The organism is Anaerococcus degeneri (assembly GCF_017874475.1).
Lineage (GTDB): Bacteria > Bacillota > Clostridia > Tissierellales > Peptoniphilaceae > Anaerococcus > Anaerococcus degeneri.
Map to the genome: position 1 here is coordinate 33,104 of NZ_JAGGLO010000008.1, position 17,121 is coordinate 50,224.

Here is a 17,121-nt window from a genome sequence, read left to right on the forward strand (position 1 = left end):
TATACCTCCTTTATAATTCTTTGTTTATTCTTGCCATAAAAAAGTTAAAGGCAGTTGCAATATTTCTAACCGAGTCACCCTCAATTATTCCAGTAAAATCTCTTGGACCAGAAGCAGCCACAATTTTCTCTGCCTGGCTTATGGTGATTTTCTTTAATTCTTTATACCAAGCGTCTGTTTTTTCATCCATACTATCCTCGTAATCAATGCTTGCTAACCAATCCCTAAAAGGCTTATCAAGCTCATAATAAAGGCTTTCTATATATTTAGATGAATATTCGTTTGATTCAATATTTCTAATCTTTTTAGTATCGTTAACAAAAGACCTAAAAATTTTATCTACAATATATTTGGTTTTATCTACAACTTTATTTATTCTAAAAATCCAGCCATCATCATCTAAATCATTCACAAGATTTGCTTGGATGTATAAACTATCTACAATTTCATTGGTTGGCACCCATGACATTGCATTTCCATCATCTTCCATGCTTATTGCATTTATTTTTACAAACCCATCTCCAATATAATCATCAACATAGTTTAGCCAATCAATAATGCCAGGCTTTCTTTTTGCTGTATTCTCATTTCCTTCATTAGCATCTTCAGTCTCCGTAATCAGACCAAAAGACCTCCACAAAGACTTGTTTAATTGGTGTTTTCTTGGAGTAAACTTGCCCTTATTAGGTCCACTATTGTTGTATCTCCATACAGTCATTGGTTCTAGGAAGTTATTTTCATGTAAAACTTCTGGAAGCTTAACAATTCCCATTTTAAAAGGCTTTTTAGGATCAAAATCACTTATATATATGGCCCTAGAATAAGAAGTATAAAGTTCAGCTATATTATCGATTTTATTTTCCCTAAGGTATTTTCCAATAACATCGCTAGGCTTATATTCCCAAACAGGTTTTTGAATATTTGCATTATAGTCAGTGTTTGAGGTATTGACTAAAACTAGGTTTAAAATTAATGTTTTACATAAATTATCAGACGATAGAAAAACTCCACCCAGGTCAAATAGCCAGCCCTTAGAGACCTTGTAGTCTTTGCTGCTAAACCTAACCTTATCTGACAAACTCGCATAAGAATGAAAAGATATTAGCCATCTTGCAACCTCATCACAGTCTAATATTTCTTTATTATCGTCAAAACTATATTTAGGTGAAAAAAGTGCTATCTTATTTCCACTTTCAGATATAAGCCTATTTATATTCTTGCCCAAGGTTTCACTAGGTTTTTCCTTGCTGATCTTAGCTCCAAAAATTTCCTCTTTAGTCACCTGGTAAAAAGGATATTCATCATCAAAAAGATAGAACCTGTCGTGCCAACATTCTAGGTAGTTTGTTACTATTTCAGGAAATTTTCCTGCCTTCCATAGACTTTCCCAAGTTTCCATGAGGGCATCTTCGTATTCTTCCTCATACTCTTCATCAACATTTTCAACCTGTTGCATCTTTTCATTTAGATTTACCATTTCATAAGGCTTTCCATTTGCATCATACCTTGAAAAAACTGTATGAAGGATGGCGAGTAAAAATCTCATCACAGCAAAGCCTTGAGTTGGCATATCTCCTGCAAAATCTATGTAGGTTTGAGCATTTTGAAAAAATTCCCTCAAGCCAACAAGCTTCGTTGTCCCCTTGTAGTCAGTTACCACCGATATCCAGGGTTCATCAATTAGGTTAAATTCACTCATCTTTCTCCTCCTTTTTTACGATTAAACCACACTTTTCATCATAAAGTAAAACCTTATCCCCTAGCCTAAATTCATTGTTTGAATCAAATATTATAGCCAAAGAATTTTTAAGCCAAGCTTGGTTGTCCCAGGCTGATAAATTTTCCAGATAATATTTTTCCAAATCTTCTATTACCTTGTCAATTATATACCCATTTTCTTTATCAAAGTACACAGCATTTGGAAGTTTTATAGTTCTTTTTGCTATTTCCATAGCAGTCTTATTATCAGATGGATCAAGAGATCCTCCTTGGTCAAAAAATTCATAGCCACCCTCACAAGCCTTAAGGGCAATCACTTCTATTGTATCTGAGCTATCTCTGACTTGGGCATTGGCCTTAATATCAGATGATTCCGCCATTTTATTAGAATTTTTCAGCCAATTAGATAAGTTTTTTCCCTCAGCAACTTTTTTTAGAGGTTTATCTAACCTGTAAACATTAGCCTTAACTTCTTTATCTTTTATTTGATTTTCATGTTTTTTCCTATAATCATCATATATTTCAATTAAGTCCCCATCTAAATCCAAATCCCCTTCCGAGTAAACAAGCTGTACTAAATGGGAAATGTCATTTGGTAAGTTTATTTTTTCTGGCAGATAATATTCAGTCCTAAATAAAATATAAGGTGAATATACAAAACTACTTCCCTTATCAAAATCATATCCACCACAATTTAGGACGTAAACCATTGGATTTTTAAGATTTTCTGGTCTTTTAGTTTCTTTGTGCCTGTGGAGCCTGCCCATCCTTTGAAGAATCAAATCCATTGGGGCAAGGTCTGTAATTAGGATATCGAAATCAATATCCAAGGATTGCTCTATTACTTGGGTACCTATAACAATTTTAAAGTCAGGCCTTTTTCCATCTTTGCCAATTGTATCTATAAGGTCTTTTTCTTTTTTGTACCTATCAGTCGCGATAAAAGACGAATGCAAAAGCTCAACAGCATCTTGGCCAAATGCTTCGATACACTGTCTGGCAAAGTCCTGGGCCTTCCTAACTGTATTTACAATCACTCCGACAACCCCGCCTTCTGGTGTATTTTCTCTGATTAAACTAAGTAGGTCTTCGCTTTGATCCTTAGATTTTTTTATTATTTTGTAAGCTCTGCCGGCGTCTTTCTTAAAATCGGCAAACTGTTTTATATTAGCCCCGTCGTTGTAAGTTAAGAGTGGGTAGGCTTCATTTGTTTCAAATCCCTCAGGTTTTGGAAGTCTACGATAACCAAGACCCGCCCCAATCATATATTCTTCTAGAAGGGCGTTTCTTTTTGAAATAGGAAGAGTTGCAGAAAGGATTACAACAGGAACCTTATAGGCTCCCAACCACCTCAAAGCCCTGTATAAGAATACGGACATATAGGCATCATATGCATGGACTTCATCTATAACAACAACCTTATTAGCCAAACCCAAATGCCTTAGCATCAGATGTTTTTGTTTGAGAGCAGCAAGGAGGATTTGATCTACAGTTCCAACTGTGAAATCATCGAGGATTGACACCTTCCTACCTGCAAACCATTCATTAACCCCAACGCCGTCTCCTCCATGGATATTCCTACTCTTTGGAAGCTTTGAAAACTCATCATTTAATTGGGCCTTGCCGTGGATTAACCTTAGAGATTTTTCCCCCTCTATATGGTCGAGCCATTCTCTCACACGAGTGAAAATCCCATTTGACGTAGCCTGGGTAGGTAGACCAAAAAACATACCAGTACGGTTAGTTTTTTGAGCTAAATTTTCAACAGCTATTAGAGCAGTTTCAGTCTTACCCATGCCCATGGGAGCTTCTATAATAAATATGCCAGGTTCATCAGTATTAGAAATGGTATCTGAAATTTTCCTTTGAGTATCTTTCGGTTTTTCTATAAAAGGAAATCTTCCATTATAAATTCCATCAAAATAAGGATGAGGAGCCCAAGACTCAGCCCTTTCATCACGCCATTTTGCAAATCCAACTTCCACCCTATCAGGACTTGCCTCATCTTGGTCCAAGGGAATTAAAGGAAAATAAGCTTCGTTGCTAGAGATCCAGTCTGCCATAATCAAAAGCCCAGACAAAATAACTTGGCCAGGCTGGGAAATTAAAGGCAAGTCTTTAGGATCAGAAAAACCGCACTCCAAAAGCGCCATATCTAAAATATTTTTTTGTAGATTTTGCCAACAAATCGCCCTTTCAGAGCTTATATTGTCCTCTTGGTAAAGACTGGATGCAAAAGAATTGCAGTCCTTAGACTCATTTTCAGAAATAGGCCTGCCATGGTGGGCACCGACTATGTTTGTCACGCAAAAATTGACCCCAAATTTACTTAACAAATACTGTCCGCTAATATTATGGCCAATATTTTCCCTCTTAGCCAAAGCAAACTTATCAAGGTCCTTAAAACCTGCATTTATAAGCTTTTCTAATATCAAACTATCAAGTTCAAAATCACCATTAAAAGATTTTTTGACCTGAAAAATCGCTGTAGCCTTGCCCAGATCGTGGACACATCCCAAAAATCTGCACAAATTTATAAGTAGTTCGTCCTTATCTTCTACATCTGACACCACAGAATCCATTAACAAGTCCTTAATCCCTTGAGATAGCCAGCGGTCATACAAGAGTCCACATATTTTGCTAGTCTCATCCAAATGGGCCATCAAAGGCAACCACCTAGGCTGATTATCAACCCTATTTTTCTTAGCCCACAAAAATTTCTCCATAAAATACTCCTTCTTAAATAATTATATAAAAATAAAGAATATTGTGCAAACGTTTTTATGATTCCCGAAAATTTATGCCCCTAAATAATAAATAACCCCGCTTGGGCGGGTAAAACGCCATAGCCTGTCTTATACCCTCATTGGCAATAGGATCATCCCCGCGGGTGCGGGTAAAACAACACAGTCAAAGCGTGACTATAAGTTGTAGTAGGATCAACCACGCGTTGCGTGCATAATAAAATTTTCTCCTATTGTTTAATCACAATCAATGGGTCAGCCCCGCCGATGCGGATATTACCTTCAATGTGGACAAAACCGATTTTCTCAAAAAGGATCATCCCCGCGGGTGCGGGTAGAACTCGGTATCAACTACCCTTAAGCCAGTGTATTTAGGATCATCCCCGCCTATGCGGGTAGAACCCGCTGCAAAACCGTAGGTGTGGCCTAGTGCCAGGATCATCCCCGCCTATGCGGGTAGAACTCTATTGTTATTCTTTCATTGATTCCAATGTCAGGATCATCCCCGCCTGTGCGGGTAGAACTAAAAAATCCCCTATTTCATTGGGTTTTAAAATTAACCATGCTTATTTTTATTTACTTTCGCTTTTCTCTCGATTTTAAAGTCGAGTTTTTTCATCCAACATCCTATTTACATTATATATTAAATCAATATTTTTATAAAATGATTTTCCCCTTCTTATATGTATCTTCCCTTTCTTACAAATATTGTAATTGTATCATATTTTTTTACTTGCTATAATTTATTTGTAATTAAGTTAACTTAAAAAAATACAAAGGAGAATATTATGAAAAAAAGTTTTAATTTTTTTGTTAAGGCGGCTCTTGTTTTTGGGCTTGCTTTGGGAATGAGTGCTTGTGGTAAGTCTAAGGCTGATGTTGAAGTTGGGTCTGATAATCTAATCAGTTTTGAAGAGACTGAGAAGGACTTTATCGATTCTGCTAAAAAACTTGATTGGCCTGAGGGTTATGAAATTCCTGACCATTTAGATGATGATAAGGATGCAACTTTTGAAGCTGGTTTCGGCAATACTAGGGCGTCCCAATATTGGGAGGCTGCTTGGCAGGAGGAATGGTTAAATAATTATAAGACCAATCCAGACAAGGCTGAAAAAGCTATAAAAGAGCTTGAAAAAGCACCTGGTATGGCTTATATGGGTCTTGATAAGTGCGATGATGCCACTAGAAAATTTTTCAAAGAAGGTCTAGAAAAGGCCAAAGCTGGGGATCCTTCTGGTTTTGAAGAGAATTTAAAATTAAATGACCCAAGATAGAAGCAAAAAAGACGAGGATTTTTCCCCGTCTTTTTCCTTTGCATTTCTATGTTCTTTCTATAATCCTTTACAATAATTTATGAAGCAAAATTCTAGAGATTTTCTCTTGTTTTAAATTATGAAAGCCCCCTTCTTGTCTATTTCTAGGGCTTTTATGCTATAGGAATTTGATAATTTTCCTAATTTTTCCCTTATTTCTTTTTCTGAGATTTGATCGTATGCATTTAAGACTAGCATTATTGTAGACCCTGCCCCGCTTAGATAAGAGCCTAAAGCATGGGACTTCCTTATTATTTCCTCAATTTTTCCTATTTCTGGAATGAGTCCCATCCTGTATGGCTGGTGGATTTTGTCTTGGATGGCAGTTTTCAAATTATCTTCACTTCCAGATTTCAAAGCTAATACCAGCATAGCCGCCCTAGAGATATTGAAAATTGCATCTTTCTTTGGATTTTCACCAAGAGCCTTAAGTAATGATGCGGCAAATTTATAAGGACTGGCTGTTGATAAAATCACGGTCTTTCTAAGGCCTAATTTATCAACAACAGCCTTGGCCACGCTTGTATGGGAATCTATCAAATATCCCTCATTTTCATAAACTTTTTTAATAGCTTCTTCAGTTTCCTTTTTATTGGCAAAGCCAGCAAAAATTCTGAAAAATCGCCATCAAAACTAAAGCTTCCCTTTTTTCTTAAATCTTCCATCTTTTCTCTGACAACTTGGTCGGAAGACTTATGGAAAATCAACCTTTCAAGGTTTGACAAAACCAAAATATCCATAGAAGGCGAAATTGTTTTGACTAGCATCATAGGTCCCACTTGTGAAAAAATCTGTCAAAACGTTGTTATCATTTGAAGCGATTATTAATTGTCCAACAGGAAGACCCATTTCTTTGGCATAAAAACCAGCCAAAATATCCCCAAAATTACCAGTTGGCACGCAAAAAGATACCTGATTCCCACAATTTATTTCATTTTTATTTACCAAGTCTGCATAGGCATAGAAATAGTAAACAACTTGGGGAAGGAGCCTGCCTATATTGATGGAATTTGCTGAAGAAAGATAGGTGTTTTTCTCTTTTAATTCCGCCTTTATGGCTTGGTCGTTAAAGATTTTTTTGACCGCTGTCTGCGCATAGTCAAAGTTGCCTTCGATTGCTATGACCTTTGAATTTAGGGAATCTGTTGAATCCATCTGGAGCTTTTGTATGTCGCTAACGCCTTGGGTTGGATATAAAACCAAAATATCAATATCTTCAGTATCACGTTAAAGCAATTTTTAAAAAAATACATTTTTAATCCCGGTTGTCAATTATTAAGTAACTATGGTAAAGTAATGAAAACGTAACCCCACTTGACATCATCAAGAAGGGGAATTTTTAATAAAATATTTTATCTCGAGCCAAACTATTTAGCCATTTAATGGTATAGTAAAGAGGAGAATAAATTTTGCATATTATTTCAAAAGGTCTTGGCCTTTTAGAGATTTTTTTATTATAGAAAGAGGATTTTATGGTTGATTTTGACGGAAAATTATTTTTTGCACCCATGGATGGGGAAGTTTTGGACCTGACTGAATGTGTAGACCCTATTTTTTCCCAAGGAATTGTTGGGGCTGGGATTTTGATTATCCCTTCTGGATCCAAGGTTTATGCCCCTTGTGATGGCACAGTTTCTATCATTGCCAATTGTAGACATGGGATTGCTATTAAAAATCCAGCAGGTTTTCAAGTCCTTATCCACATTGGGATTGATACCGTAGAAATGGATGGGGATGGCTTTAAGTCTTTCAAAAAAGCGGGCGATGAAGTCAAGTGCGGAGACCTTTTGCTAGAATTTGACCTGGATAGGATCAAAAAGGCTGGTAAAAATATCCAATCACCTGTTGTCATAACAAACCCTGAGATCAAAAAGGTTGAGATCCTAAAAAGTGGCATGATAAATTTCGGTGATGAAATTTTTAGGATTTGTGATCCAAAATAAGTAGAAAAGAATATAAAATAATAGATAAGAATAGATAAGAAAAAATAAGTTAGGAGTTGTATGAAAAAATTAATTGCAGTTGATGTTGATGGGACCCTGGTTAATAGCAAGGGCGAAATTACTGAGAGGACTCGTGATGCTTTGATTTCAGCGACCAAGGTAGGCCATGAGGTCATGATTGTGTCAGGTAGGGCAACCTATGCCCTAAGGCACCAGGCTGAGGCCCTTGCCTTTGACAAATTTGGTGGAATCCTTTCGTCTTTTAATGGTGGAGAGCTTTTCGATTTTAAGGAAAAGAGGGTCCTTGCTAGTCATAAGATGGACTATAATTTGGCCAAGGAAATCCTTGAATTTTCAAAGAATTTAGACCTGGAGCTTATGATTTTTGATGGCAATAAAATACTTACAGATAGGCCGGATGGCTATTATGTTAAGCGCGAGTCAGAAATTATTGATATGGATATTAAGCCTGTTAAAGACCTAAGAGATGGGCTTGATTTTGCACCAAACAAATTTCTTTTCGCCCAAGACCCTGATAAAATCGACAAACCTACCCAAAAACTTATGAAGAAATTTGGTCATGTGACTGAGCAGGTCAAGTCGATGAAGTTTTATTATGAGGTCATGCCCCTCGGTCTTTCCAAAGGCTCATCGATCATCGAAGCCTGCAAGATTTTTGGGATTGACATCAAGGATACCATAGTCTTTGGTGATCAAATGAACGATATGTCAATGTTTGAAGTGGCTGGCACAGGTGTTGCTATGGCCAATGCGGTTGACCCTATAAAAGATGTCGCAGATTATGTGACCAAGTCTAATGATGAAGATGGAATTGCTTATTATTTAGAAAATTTCGTATTGAATAAGGAGGAGAAATGAATCTAATTGTCGCCCAATCAGGCGGACCAACCTCTGTTATTAACTCATCTTTAGCAGGTGTAATCGACAGCGGTATTGATAATGATTTTGATAAAATTTTTGTTTCTATGAACGGGATTGAAGGAATTATTAACGAGAATATCAGGCTTGTGGACGCTGAGGTCTTCACCAAGGAAAATATGACCAAAAAACTTAAGGCAAGACCAGCATCTATACTCGGTTCTTGCAGGTTTAAACTTGACGATGACCTAGATAGTCCGGTTTACGAAAAGATTTTTGCCGTCCTTAAGAAAAATGACATTGGACTCTTTGTCTACATAGGTGGCAATGATTCCATGGATACAGTCAAGAAGTTAAATACCTATATAGATTACAAAAAAATCGAGAGAATCAATGTAATTGGCTGTCCAAAGACCATTGACAACGACCTTGAAGGCATGGACCATTCTCCAGGATTTGGATCTGCTGCCAAGTATATCGCCTCAACCTTGAGGTCTCTTAGATGTGATGTGGATATTTACGACCTTGAAAGTGTGACCTTTGTTGAAATCATGGGCCGCCACGCAGGTTGGCTAGCCGCATCAAGCCTCATTGCTAATTACGATTATCCAAAAGATTTAGTCAATCTCTTATATATTCCAGAAGACGAAATGTCTATAGATGAACTTCTAGACGACATCAGGGAGGCTTTGAAAAAAGAGAAAAACCTCCTAGTTGCCATTGCTGAAGGCTTCAGGGATACAGGCGGAATTTTGTCTGAGGAAGTTTTCACCAACACCAAAGATGGCTTCAACCACCCAATCGTATCAGGCGTTTGCCAAAGACTTGCCGACCTCGTTAGAGATAGGCTAAATATCAAATCTAGGGCAGTCGAGCTAAATATCGTCCAAAGATCAAACACTCTTATTTCTGAAGTTGACTCAAGAGAAGCCTACAACCTAGGCTACAGAGCAGTTGAAATTGGAATCGATAGGACCAACCTAGTCCCAGTTTTAAGGAGAAAAGACGGCGAGACCTACGAGGTTTATTATACAGAAGTTGCCCCAGATGAGATAGCCAATAGGGAAATGAAAATCCCACAAGAATGGCTAGTCGACAAGAAAACCCTCCAAGAAAAAATCCTAGCCTATGCCCTCCCACTAATCGAAGGCGAAGTAGACCAAACCTACGAAAACGGCATGCCAGTTTTTGTGAAAATAGAAGATTTCACTAGGGAAATTTAGGAAAAATCAAATAAAAACAAACCCCAGCCAAGGCTTGAAAAAAACAAGTCCAGCTGGGGTTTTTGTTTTTTGGGTTTTGTTAAGAAATGTGGACTCTTCGAATATTGTGGATCCTGCTTTATAATGTCTTCCTAATACTAAATCTCTGCGTATATTCTGGTCCTTGATTTATAAGGTCCCTCGGCGGCCTGCGGCCTTTGTCGGGACGGCGCTGTGGGATTGGTAACAACTTACGCCGTCCCGAGCGAAGGATCGTAGCGACTGACGAGGACCTTATAGCTTGAGGACCAGGATTAACGAAGAAATACACTTATATCATCTGATAATGTGCTATAATATAAATATCTCCTAAAGTAAGGAGGTGAATTCTGATGGAGATATCACTCTATTTCTTGGAAAATTTATTTTTTCCACTGCTAGTTGCTTTGATTATTATTTATATCGAAAAATATATTGATAACAACACTAGCAAGTAATAAAAAGACGGTAGCAGCAACTACCGTCTTTTTTGATTCTCATGGAGAATCTCACTCTATTTGTTTTTTTCTTGGTTGACCAAGAGCTTTTTTTAGAGGTGGCTTCTCTTGAGTTAATTATATCATTTTTGCTGGTATTTTCAAGTGCTTGCGGTTTGGGGTTATTGCATCATATATTCTGGTCCCTTGGCAGTACGATCCCTCCTCGTTCTGCGGCCTATGTCAACGGTAGTTTTCTGGCTCACTCTTATCCATTCCGGATAAAGAGTTCACCTCGAAAAGCCTCGATTAAGGGCTGCCATCAGTTCACTACGCTCACTGTGGCCAGACCCATTAGAGACGGCTCGATGGGAGTTGGCTTAACATCTATCAATGTTTGGCAAAAGCCAAACGAGCCCAGCAAAATCTAGAACATCGAGACCCTTTCTCCCCTTTATCGGGTAAAGATTTCTAATCAAGGTCACCGTAAAGAAAATCGCATGTTTGAGCGTAGCGAGTTTGCGATTTTTAGGTGACCGACGATTAGAACTCTGTGGGGAGATACGTAAAGAGATACGAAGTCAATCTCCATACAAAAGAGGTTTGCCGTAGGCAAACTTCTGCTTTCGCACTCCGCTAAGGAGCAGTCGGGGGTGTAGCGTAAGGGGGTTTTAGGGGGACATAAACGCCCCTTGATTTGGGGCGTTTATGCCGGAAACGTAGTGCGGGAGCACGAAGTAGTTTGCGAAGCAAACGGGTTTCCGGTCAGTGAGGGACACTGCGGCGCTCTAAGCCGCTTGGGCAAGTTGTCCCTTGGGCCTCCCCTTTGTACGGAGGGGTCATGTAAATAACCTATATTATATAAGATAATTCAATCTCGGATTGAAAAAACTCTACTTATGGTATGGCTCCCTATTTATTATCCTATAAGCCCTGTAGATTTGTTCCATTAGGATTACTCTCATTAGCTGGTGGGGGTAGGTCATTTTACCGAATGATATTCTATAATTGGACCTTGCTAAGACATTATCTCCCAGTCCATTTGAACCGCCTATGACAAAGACCATGTCCCTGCCAAAGCCGTCTAGCATTTCGTCTTGGATTAATTTTGCAAATTTTATTGAATCCAGGGCCTTGCCATTAATTTCTAGGGTCACAAGGAAGGCGTCGTCCTTGATTTTCCCTAGGATTCTCTCACCCTCAGCGTTTTTTACCTGGTCTACTTCCTTTTCTGACAAGGTCTCTGGGGCCTTTTCATCGGCCACTTCCACAATTTCAACCTTATTATAGGAACTCATCCTTTTTTGGTACTCAGCAATGGCTTCCCTGTAGAATTTTTCCTTGATCTTCCCTACGCCGATTATTTTAATTAGCATTAGTTTTGATTTTTGGCATAGTCAGCGTAGGCCTGGCTAATCTTTGAAAAGCCATCATTTTCCAAGGCTTCTAGGACAATATCTCTCACTTCTGTAGTTTTTGTAATCCTCTTAACATCGCCATGAAATAGCCTATCTGCCACGTCTTTTAAGATAATTGAAACATCAGATGTGTTTATTTGCATACCTGCTCTGTCGGCTGCGTTTTTGATTGATCTTCCTAGCTTATCTTCATTGTATTTTTCAAGATTTCCACTTCTTTTTACTACATATTCATCCTTGCCTGTGATCATTTCCATTATCTCATCAACTGGCAAAGATTTGGCTATTTGGCCAAGGTCTAGGCCCTCAATCTTGTTATTTTCCAAAAAATCTGTCAATAAATTTAATATTTTTTCTGTCATTTTTTCTCCTAAATTTCAAATATTCTTCTACTTATTTTTATACCCAAAATCCGCCAAAGCTTATCAGGAATTGTAGTGCCTGTTGGGCAAGGTAATGATTTCGTTAAGCTCTTTTGGAAGTTTGATGTCCCTTTTGAGGGCGGCAAAGGAAATGGCATCTTTGCCGTATTTTTTCCTGATTTCGTAGATGGCCTTATCGCAAGATTCTTCCTTGAAATACTTATCACATTCGGTAAAAATATCAAGCTGGCTGCCAGACCCCAATGGCCTTAGCTTAGTAGCCCTAATTCCAACTGCTCTCACAGGCAAAGGCCAGTCATATTTTTGGCAAAATAGCTTAAAACCAGCGTCTGCCAAGGTTATGGAAGACTGGCTTGCAAGTTTGAGGTCAGCCGCAAAGTGTTGGGAAAAAAGTTCGGAGTCCCTCACAAAAACCTCAACCCCATTGGCCTCAAGCCCCGCTTCCCTAAGCCTTCTTGATACAGAAAAGCTCAACTCTTGGATGACGTTTTTGACTTCGCCATTATTTAAAAGGTCCTTCCTACAAGTCGAAGAATTTCCGATTGTTTTAATGATGTCCTTGTGATTTATATCCACAACCGGGCGTCTGTCTTCCCCGTTAGCGTAGGTCCAAAGATAGACCCCATTTATTCCTAGGAGATTTTCTAAAAGGCTAACAGGAGTCTTGGCCAAATCGCCCAAGGTGTAAATTCCAATGTGGTTAAGCTTGGCCTTAGTGGCCCTGCCAATACCTACCATAGCCTCAACCTTTTGTGGCCAGATCTTTTCCCTCCAATTATCCTGGTCAATGACTGTTATGGCATCAGGTTTTTTCATATCTGATCCAAGCTTTGCAAAAATCTTGCAAAAAGAAACCCCAATAGACACTGTAAGGCCGACTTCCTCCTTCATGCGCCTAGAAATTTCCTGAGCAATGTCCATTCCCGACCCAAAAAGCCTGGTAGAGCCTGACACATCTAGGAAACACTCATCAAGGCCAAAGGATTCGACCTGGTTAGTATAGTCGTAGTAGATTTTCTTGGCCATTTTTGAATGTTTGAGATATTGGTCATATTGGGGTGGCACGAGTATTAGGTCCCTGCAATGGGCGAGGGCCTCCCAAATTGGCATACCAGTTTTGACCCCCATTTCCTTGGCTTCCTGGCTTTTGGCAAGGATGATTCCGTTCCTATTTTTGGGATTGCCCGCAACAGCCATGGCCTTGCCCCTAAGGGTAGGATTAAGCTTGGCCTCTATAGATGCATAGCAGGCGTTCATATCTGAATGTAGGATGATTCTCTTCATTGTAGACTCCTTCTTGTGAATATTTACTAAAATTCTTGATTATTCTAGACTCTTAATGTATAATTAAGACAATAAGTGACTGTAAGTTAATTATAAGACACTCAACGTCTTTTGTCAAGACATTTGTTTTGGAATTAGGAGAAATTTTTAAAAAGAATCGAGGAAAATTATGAGTTTCGCAAGCAAATTAAAAAGTCTAAGAGAAGAAAAAAAGTTAACCCAAGGTGAATTAGCTGAAATGGTTAATGTATCCCTAAAAACCATATCTCGCTATGAGCTAGGTCTGTCAAAACCAAGGTACAGAAAGACCTACGACCTCTTGGCCGACGCCCTAAATACCAGCCACGATTACCTAGTCACAGACGAGGAAGACTTCATCTTGACCACCCGTGAGAGGTACGGCTTTAAGGCAGGCAAGGAAGCAGAGGAATTAGTCGACGGAGTCATTGGCCTTATGGCAGGCGGAGAAATCCCAGAAAATGACAAGAGGGCCATCCTTGATGCCATCTCTGAAGCTTATTATATAGCCAGGCAAGACAGCAAAAAATTTAGGACCAATAAATAATGGCCTATGCCTATGACCAGATCTATGAGGATGCCCTTGACCTAATTAAGACCCACGGCACCCGTGATCCTAGGGAAATCCTTGAAGAACGTGGAGTCCACCTTATCCCCTTCAAGGAAGACACCAAGCTTCTTGGCATGTATAAGATAATATTGGACAGTCGTTTTGTCTTCTACAATCCCCACGTCGACTACAGGATAAGGACCATGGTCTTTGCCCACGAGCTAGGCCACGACCTCTATCACCAGGAAAATGCCAAGAAAACCTTGGTAGAATATGAGCTTTTTGACATCAATAGCGAAATGGAAATCGAAGCCAACATCTTTGCCGCCCACCTCTTATTAGATGAAAAAAGCCTCATGGAAGACATAATAGAAGGCTACACCTACAACGAACTAGCTAGTCTCTACGACGTCAACGTCAACCTCATGATATTTAAACTCAACGAGATGCACAGGATGGGTATGCCCATCAGAAAAGAAAACCCAAGCCAGGCCGACTTCTTTAGGCAAATCGACGGCAAAGATTCTAGAAATTTGAGGTCCTACTAATCCTTTTTAACTAGGTGAGGCTATTAATCCAGGATTATTATCTTTAAACTTTAATTTTAATTTTGTCTTATTATGTTTTCTTAGTCATTTACATGACTGCTCCGTACATAGGGGGAACCCAAGGGGGCGGCAGATGCCCCCTCACCGGTTCCCCCTAAGACCCCCTTACGCTACACCCCCAACTGCTCCTAAAGCGGAGTGCGAAAATAGATGCTTGCTAATCGCAAGCTTTTTTTAGTAGAGATAATATCCTTGTATTAGTATTTGTATAACCCTACAGATTTCTAATATTCAATCCCCTAAAAACTGATAACTCGCTAACGCTCAAACAATCAGTTTTTTTAACGGGGCTTTCTATTAGAAATCTTTACCCGATAAAGGGAAAAAAGGGTCTCGATGTTCTAGTGTTTGCCAGGCTCGTTTGGCTTCGCCAAACGTTGCTAGATAGGTTTTGTCTTTTTTATACGAAGATATTAAAAACTTAAGGTCTTGTATTTTAAAATCCCAAGACTCCGTCAAAAAAAATTGCACTGACAGCTATTTACGAATAAAAGCATTATAAATACTGTGAACCAATTAAAAATACAAAATACAGGTCAGACGAGATTGCAATTTTTAGGAGGCTTGGGATTTTAAAAAAATTATGAAGGTAGTATTCCTAAAACGAAGACATAAACTCTATCAAAAAAAGATTTCCGAAGGAAATCTACTGCTTCAGCTCCCCGCCAAGGGGCCGTTTGGAGGGGGTAGCGGAAGGGGGTTTAAGGGGGAGCCGGTTGGGGGACATACGGAAAGTCCCCCTGGGCTCCCCCTTTGAACGGAGCAGTAATGTAATTGACTGGGAAAATATTTAAGATAAGAGAAAAAATAACTTATCTTGGATAAGAAAAAAAGATAATTTATCTCGGATAAAAAAAAAGACAATGAGATAGCCTGGCTTCTCATCATCTTACATAATATTTTCCATCTATTTCTTCTATTTTTGAGTTTTCTGGGCTGGTTGGAAAATTTGTTGTGGCTTGTGGGCGGGTTTTGCTTTCGTTTATACTTCTTGATTTTTTGATTTCTGCGTCGGATTTTAGGAAGTAGTCGTAGATTACGAAGTCTCCTAGGTTTTCTATATCCTTGTCGCTGAAGTTTATTACTGGGTCGTCCCAGGTTGTGTCGATGTGGTACCATTTGCCCATGATTTTTACCATGTTCCACATATGGTCTTCGCCATTTTTTAGGGATTTGCCTGTCAAAAACCTTGTTTCTAGGCCCGCTTCCTTTGCCATTAGGTCAAAGAGGGTGGCGTAGGCGTTGCAGACTCCGCCGTTGCCGTAAATTATTGAGGCTGGGTGGTAGATTGATACTCCCCCGCTTTCTTCGTTCCTATCGCCCTTGTTGTAGAAATTTTTCTTGACTATATAGTCATGGATGGCTTTGACTTTGGCGTATTCTGTGAGGGATGGATCTATATTTTCACCTACCCATTTTTTTACAAAATCTGTTGTGGAATATTCCATATCCACACCTACCCTGTATTTTACGTCAAATTTTGCCTTTTCTATATAGGTCTTGCCTTCACTAGACTTTTCTGGATTGTAGCTTGTATCTATCCTTGCTGAACTATACTGACCATAATAAAAATAATCGTCTTCCCTGGCCACATCTAGGAATAGATCTGATATTTTTTGATTAGTGGTGACCTTACCAATGTCTATGACAAAATAAGAGTCCCTATTTTGGAGGTGAAGCCTAATCTGATTTCTGATTTTTTTGTTGTCCCTATAAGTCGCTTGCAAGTTTTCAACCTTATCCAGGGTTTTTTCGAGGGATTCCATGAGAATTTTGACCTTGTCGATTTTTTCCTTGGAAATTTTTAGCCTATCTTCCTTCATAGCTGTCCCTACCTCGTCTAGGACATCCCTATATTTTTTTGTATTAATCTTTAGGAATTTTTCCTCACTTGCAGTGGAGGCCTGGGATTTTTGGCTTGGCACAACTAGGCCTAGGCCCAAGACTAGGATGAGGGCGATTTTTTTTATAATTTTCATATCATCTCCATAATAAAATAACTAGCAGGACCAGTCTATGTCGCAATGGACCTTATATCCTGCTAGTTATATTTTCTATAAAATAGCTTCCGCTTTCTTAATTAAGGCTTCTGATTTTTTGATCAAGGCTTCAAGCTGTGGTCTTACCTTGGCAACTTTTTCTGGTGATGTTGCAAATAGTAGCTTTACAGCGCTGATAGTGACTTTGCTTTCTTCTACCAAAGCCTGTAATTTTACTTTTTTGCCTACACTTGCAGCGGTTTGGCGTTTCATCGCTTCCTTGATTTCTTGAAGCCTGGCTGTGGCTTGACGAAGCTCTAAGAATGTAGCATCGTTGCCCTTATCAAGGATTCTACGTCCTTCAGCCATGGCTACTTCATATTCGCTCTTTGTCTTTGCTGAAACATGATAATTATAAGCCTCGCTGCTAACTACATCTATATAGTCATCCACAGCATTTTTGAGGTTCATCTTTTGTACAGCATATTGTTGCTCTTGGCTTTGCTCTGCCGCATAAACTTCGCTTATCCTAGCCTGACCCAGACCCATAAAGGCAAAGTTTATAGCCAACAGAGAGGCCATTATCTTCTTATTTATTTTCATGC

At 39.0% G+C, this 17,121-nt stretch carries 16 protein-coding genes; 6 read left to right on the forward strand and 10 right to left on the reverse strand.

Going from position 1 to position 17,121, the window contains the following annotated elements; all coding sequences use genetic code 11:
- Positions 1–10: 10 nt before the first annotated feature.
- Both J2Z38_RS08005 and cas3 read right to left on the reverse strand, forming a co-directional pair.
- Positions 11–1,699, reverse strand: coding sequence for a type I-E CRISPR-associated protein Cse1/CasA (locus J2Z38_RS08005; protein WP_209774629.1), 1,689 nt, complete (start codon positions 1,697–1,699; stop codon positions 11–13).
- On the reverse strand, positions 1,692–4,445 hold the full coding sequence (cas3, locus tag J2Z38_RS08010) for a CRISPR-associated helicase Cas3' (protein WP_209774636.1): 2,754 nt from the start codon (positions 4,443–4,445) through the stop codon (positions 1,692–1,694). The genes J2Z38_RS08005 and cas3 overlap by 8 nt, the downstream gene beginning before the upstream one ends.
- Positions 4,446–5,251: 806 nt before the next feature.
- On the opposite strand from cas3, the gene J2Z38_RS08015 reads away from it, so the two are divergent.
- A complete protein-coding gene (locus tag J2Z38_RS08015) occupies positions 5,252–5,737 on the forward strand; it encodes a hypothetical protein (RefSeq protein WP_209774637.1) in 486 nt (161 codons plus the stop codon).
- Positions 5,738–5,848: 111 nt separating this feature from the next.
- Here J2Z38_RS08015 and J2Z38_RS10570 read toward each other — a convergent pair whose 3' ends face one another.
- The 3 genes from J2Z38_RS10570 to J2Z38_RS10575 are packed head-to-tail and all read right to left on the reverse strand — an operon-like array spanning position 5,849 to position 6,931.
- Positions 5,849–6,316, reverse strand: a complete 468-nt coding sequence (locus J2Z38_RS10570; RefSeq protein ID WP_225304653.1) for a homoserine kinase — start codon at positions 6,314–6,316, stop codon at positions 5,849–5,851.
- The gene (locus tag J2Z38_RS10675) at positions 6,313–6,441 is read right to left on the reverse strand and encodes a hypothetical protein (protein ID WP_263641977.1); all 129 of its coding nucleotides are present in this window, start codon (positions 6,439–6,441) and stop codon (positions 6,313–6,315) included. The genes J2Z38_RS10570 and J2Z38_RS10675 overlap by 4 nt, the downstream gene beginning before the upstream one ends.
- Positions 6,442–6,487: 46 nt before the next feature.
- Complete coding sequence (locus tag J2Z38_RS10575; protein ID WP_225304652.1) at positions 6,488–6,931, reverse strand: PALP domain-containing protein; 444 nt, start codon at positions 6,929–6,931, stop codon at positions 6,488–6,490.
- 317 nt (positions 6,932–7,248) lie between these two features.
- On the opposite strand from J2Z38_RS10575, the gene J2Z38_RS08025 reads away from it, so the two are divergent.
- From J2Z38_RS08025 to J2Z38_RS08035, 3 genes are read left to right on the forward strand one after another with little or no spacing between them, the layout of a single operon-like run.
- The gene (locus tag J2Z38_RS08025; protein WP_209774639.1) at positions 7,249–7,719 is read left to right on the forward strand and encodes a PTS sugar transporter subunit IIA; all 471 of its coding nucleotides are present in this window, start codon (positions 7,249–7,251) and stop codon (positions 7,717–7,719) included.
- Between the two features lie 60 nt (positions 7,720–7,779).
- The gene (locus J2Z38_RS08030; RefSeq protein ID WP_209774641.1) at positions 7,780–8,598 is read left to right on the forward strand and encodes a Cof-type HAD-IIB family hydrolase; all 819 of its coding nucleotides are present in this window, start codon (positions 7,780–7,782) and stop codon (positions 8,596–8,598) included.
- Entirely contained in the window at positions 8,595–9,821 is a 1,227-nt protein-coding gene (locus tag J2Z38_RS08035) for a diphosphate--fructose-6-phosphate 1-phosphotransferase (RefSeq protein WP_209774642.1), read from the forward strand. The genes J2Z38_RS08030 and J2Z38_RS08035 overlap by 4 nt, the downstream gene beginning before the upstream one ends.
- A 1,348-nt stretch (positions 9,822–11,169) precedes the next feature.
- On the opposite strand, the gene rlmH is transcribed toward J2Z38_RS08035, so the two are convergent.
- The 3 genes from rlmH to J2Z38_RS08050 all read right to left on the reverse strand — a co-directional run bounded on the left by rlmH (position 11,170) and on the right by J2Z38_RS08050 (position 13,361).
- Positions 11,170–11,652: a 23S rRNA (pseudouridine(1915)-N(3))-methyltransferase RlmH gene (gene rlmH / locus J2Z38_RS08040; RefSeq protein ID WP_209774644.1), complete on the reverse strand. Its 483-nt coding sequence runs from the start codon at positions 11,650–11,652 to the stop codon at positions 11,170–11,172.
- On the reverse strand, positions 11,652–12,056 hold the full coding sequence (locus J2Z38_RS08045) for an ATP cone domain-containing protein (protein WP_209774645.1): 405 nt from the start codon (positions 12,054–12,056) through the stop codon (positions 11,652–11,654). The genes rlmH and J2Z38_RS08045 overlap by 1 nt, the downstream gene beginning before the upstream one ends.
- A gap of 63 nt (positions 12,057–12,119) precedes the next feature.
- Entirely contained in the window at positions 12,120–13,361 is a 1,242-nt protein-coding gene (locus J2Z38_RS08050) for a DNA polymerase Y family protein (protein ID WP_209774647.1), read from the reverse strand.
- A gap of 169 nt (positions 13,362–13,530) precedes the next feature.
- On the opposite strand from J2Z38_RS08050, the gene J2Z38_RS08055 reads away from it, so the two are divergent.
- Both J2Z38_RS08055 and J2Z38_RS08060 read left to right on the forward strand, forming a co-directional pair.
- On the forward strand, positions 13,531–13,926 hold the full coding sequence (locus tag J2Z38_RS08055) for a helix-turn-helix domain-containing protein (RefSeq protein WP_209774649.1): 396 nt from the start codon (positions 13,531–13,533) through the stop codon (positions 13,924–13,926).
- Positions 13,926–14,477, forward strand: a complete 552-nt coding sequence (locus J2Z38_RS08060) for an ImmA/IrrE family metallo-endopeptidase (protein WP_209774656.1) — start codon at positions 13,926–13,928, stop codon at positions 14,475–14,477. The genes J2Z38_RS08055 and J2Z38_RS08060 overlap by 1 nt, the downstream gene beginning before the upstream one ends.
- Positions 14,478–15,421: 944 nt before the next feature.
- On the opposite strand, the gene J2Z38_RS08065 is transcribed toward J2Z38_RS08060, so the two are convergent.
- Both J2Z38_RS08065 and J2Z38_RS08070 read right to left on the reverse strand, forming a co-directional pair.
- Positions 15,422–16,516, reverse strand: a complete 1,095-nt coding sequence (locus J2Z38_RS08065) for a transglutaminase domain-containing protein (protein ID WP_209774663.1) — start codon at positions 16,514–16,516, stop codon at positions 15,422–15,424.
- A 75-nt stretch (positions 16,517–16,591) separates the two neighbouring features.
- Positions 16,592–17,119, reverse strand: a complete 528-nt coding sequence (locus tag J2Z38_RS08070) for a hypothetical protein (RefSeq protein WP_209774665.1) — start codon at positions 17,117–17,119, stop codon at positions 16,592–16,594.
- Positions 17,120–17,121 lie beyond the last annotated feature (2 nt).

Excerpts from the sequence above, each read along its gene's own strand:
- J2Z38_RS08005 (WP_209774629.1), bottom strand. The coding sequence starts at position 1,699 with ATGAGTGAATTTAACCTAATTGATGAACCCTGGATATCGGTGGTAACT.
- cas3 (WP_209774636.1), bottom strand. The coding sequence starts at position 4,445 with ATGGAGAAATTTTTGTGGGCTAAGAAAAATAGGGTTGATAATCAGCCT.
- J2Z38_RS08015 (WP_209774637.1), top strand. The coding sequence starts at position 5,252 with ATGAAAAAAAGTTTTAATTTTTTTGTTAAGGCGGCTCTTGTTTTTGGG.
- J2Z38_RS10675 (WP_263641977.1), bottom strand. The coding sequence starts at position 6,441 with ATGGAAGATTTAAGAAAAAAGGGAAGCTTTAGTTTTGATGGCGATTTT.
- J2Z38_RS10575 (WP_225304652.1), bottom strand. The coding sequence starts at position 6,931 with ATGGATTCAACAGATTCCCTAAATTCAAAGGTCATAGCAATCGAAGGC.
- J2Z38_RS08025 (WP_209774639.1), top strand. The coding sequence starts at position 7,249 with ATGGTTGATTTTGACGGAAAATTATTTTTTGCACCCATGGATGGGGAA.
- J2Z38_RS08030 (WP_209774641.1), top strand. The coding sequence starts at position 7,780 with ATGAAAAAATTAATTGCAGTTGATGTTGATGGGACCCTGGTTAATAGC.
- J2Z38_RS08035 (WP_209774642.1), top strand. The coding sequence starts at position 8,595 with ATGAATCTAATTGTCGCCCAATCAGGCGGACCAACCTCTGTTATTAAC.
- rlmH (WP_209774644.1), bottom strand. The coding sequence starts at position 11,652 with ATGCTAATTAAAATAATCGGCGTAGGGAAGATCAAGGAAAAATTCTAC.
- J2Z38_RS08045 (WP_209774645.1), bottom strand. The coding sequence starts at position 12,056 with ATGACAGAAAAAATATTAAATTTATTGACAGATTTTTTGGAAAATAAC.
- J2Z38_RS08050 (WP_209774647.1), bottom strand. The coding sequence starts at position 13,361 with ATGAAGAGAATCATCCTACATTCAGATATGAACGCCTGCTATGCATCT.
- J2Z38_RS08055 (WP_209774649.1), top strand. The coding sequence starts at position 13,531 with ATGAGTTTCGCAAGCAAATTAAAAAGTCTAAGAGAAGAAAAAAAGTTA.
- J2Z38_RS08060 (WP_209774656.1), top strand. The coding sequence starts at position 13,926 with ATGGCCTATGCCTATGACCAGATCTATGAGGATGCCCTTGACCTAATT.
- J2Z38_RS08065 (WP_209774663.1), bottom strand. The coding sequence starts at position 16,516 with ATGAAAATTATAAAAAAAATCGCCCTCATCCTAGTCTTGGGCCTAGGC.
- J2Z38_RS08070 (WP_209774665.1), bottom strand. The coding sequence starts at position 17,119 with ATGAAAATAAATAAGAAGATAATGGCCTCTCTGTTGGCTATAAACTTT.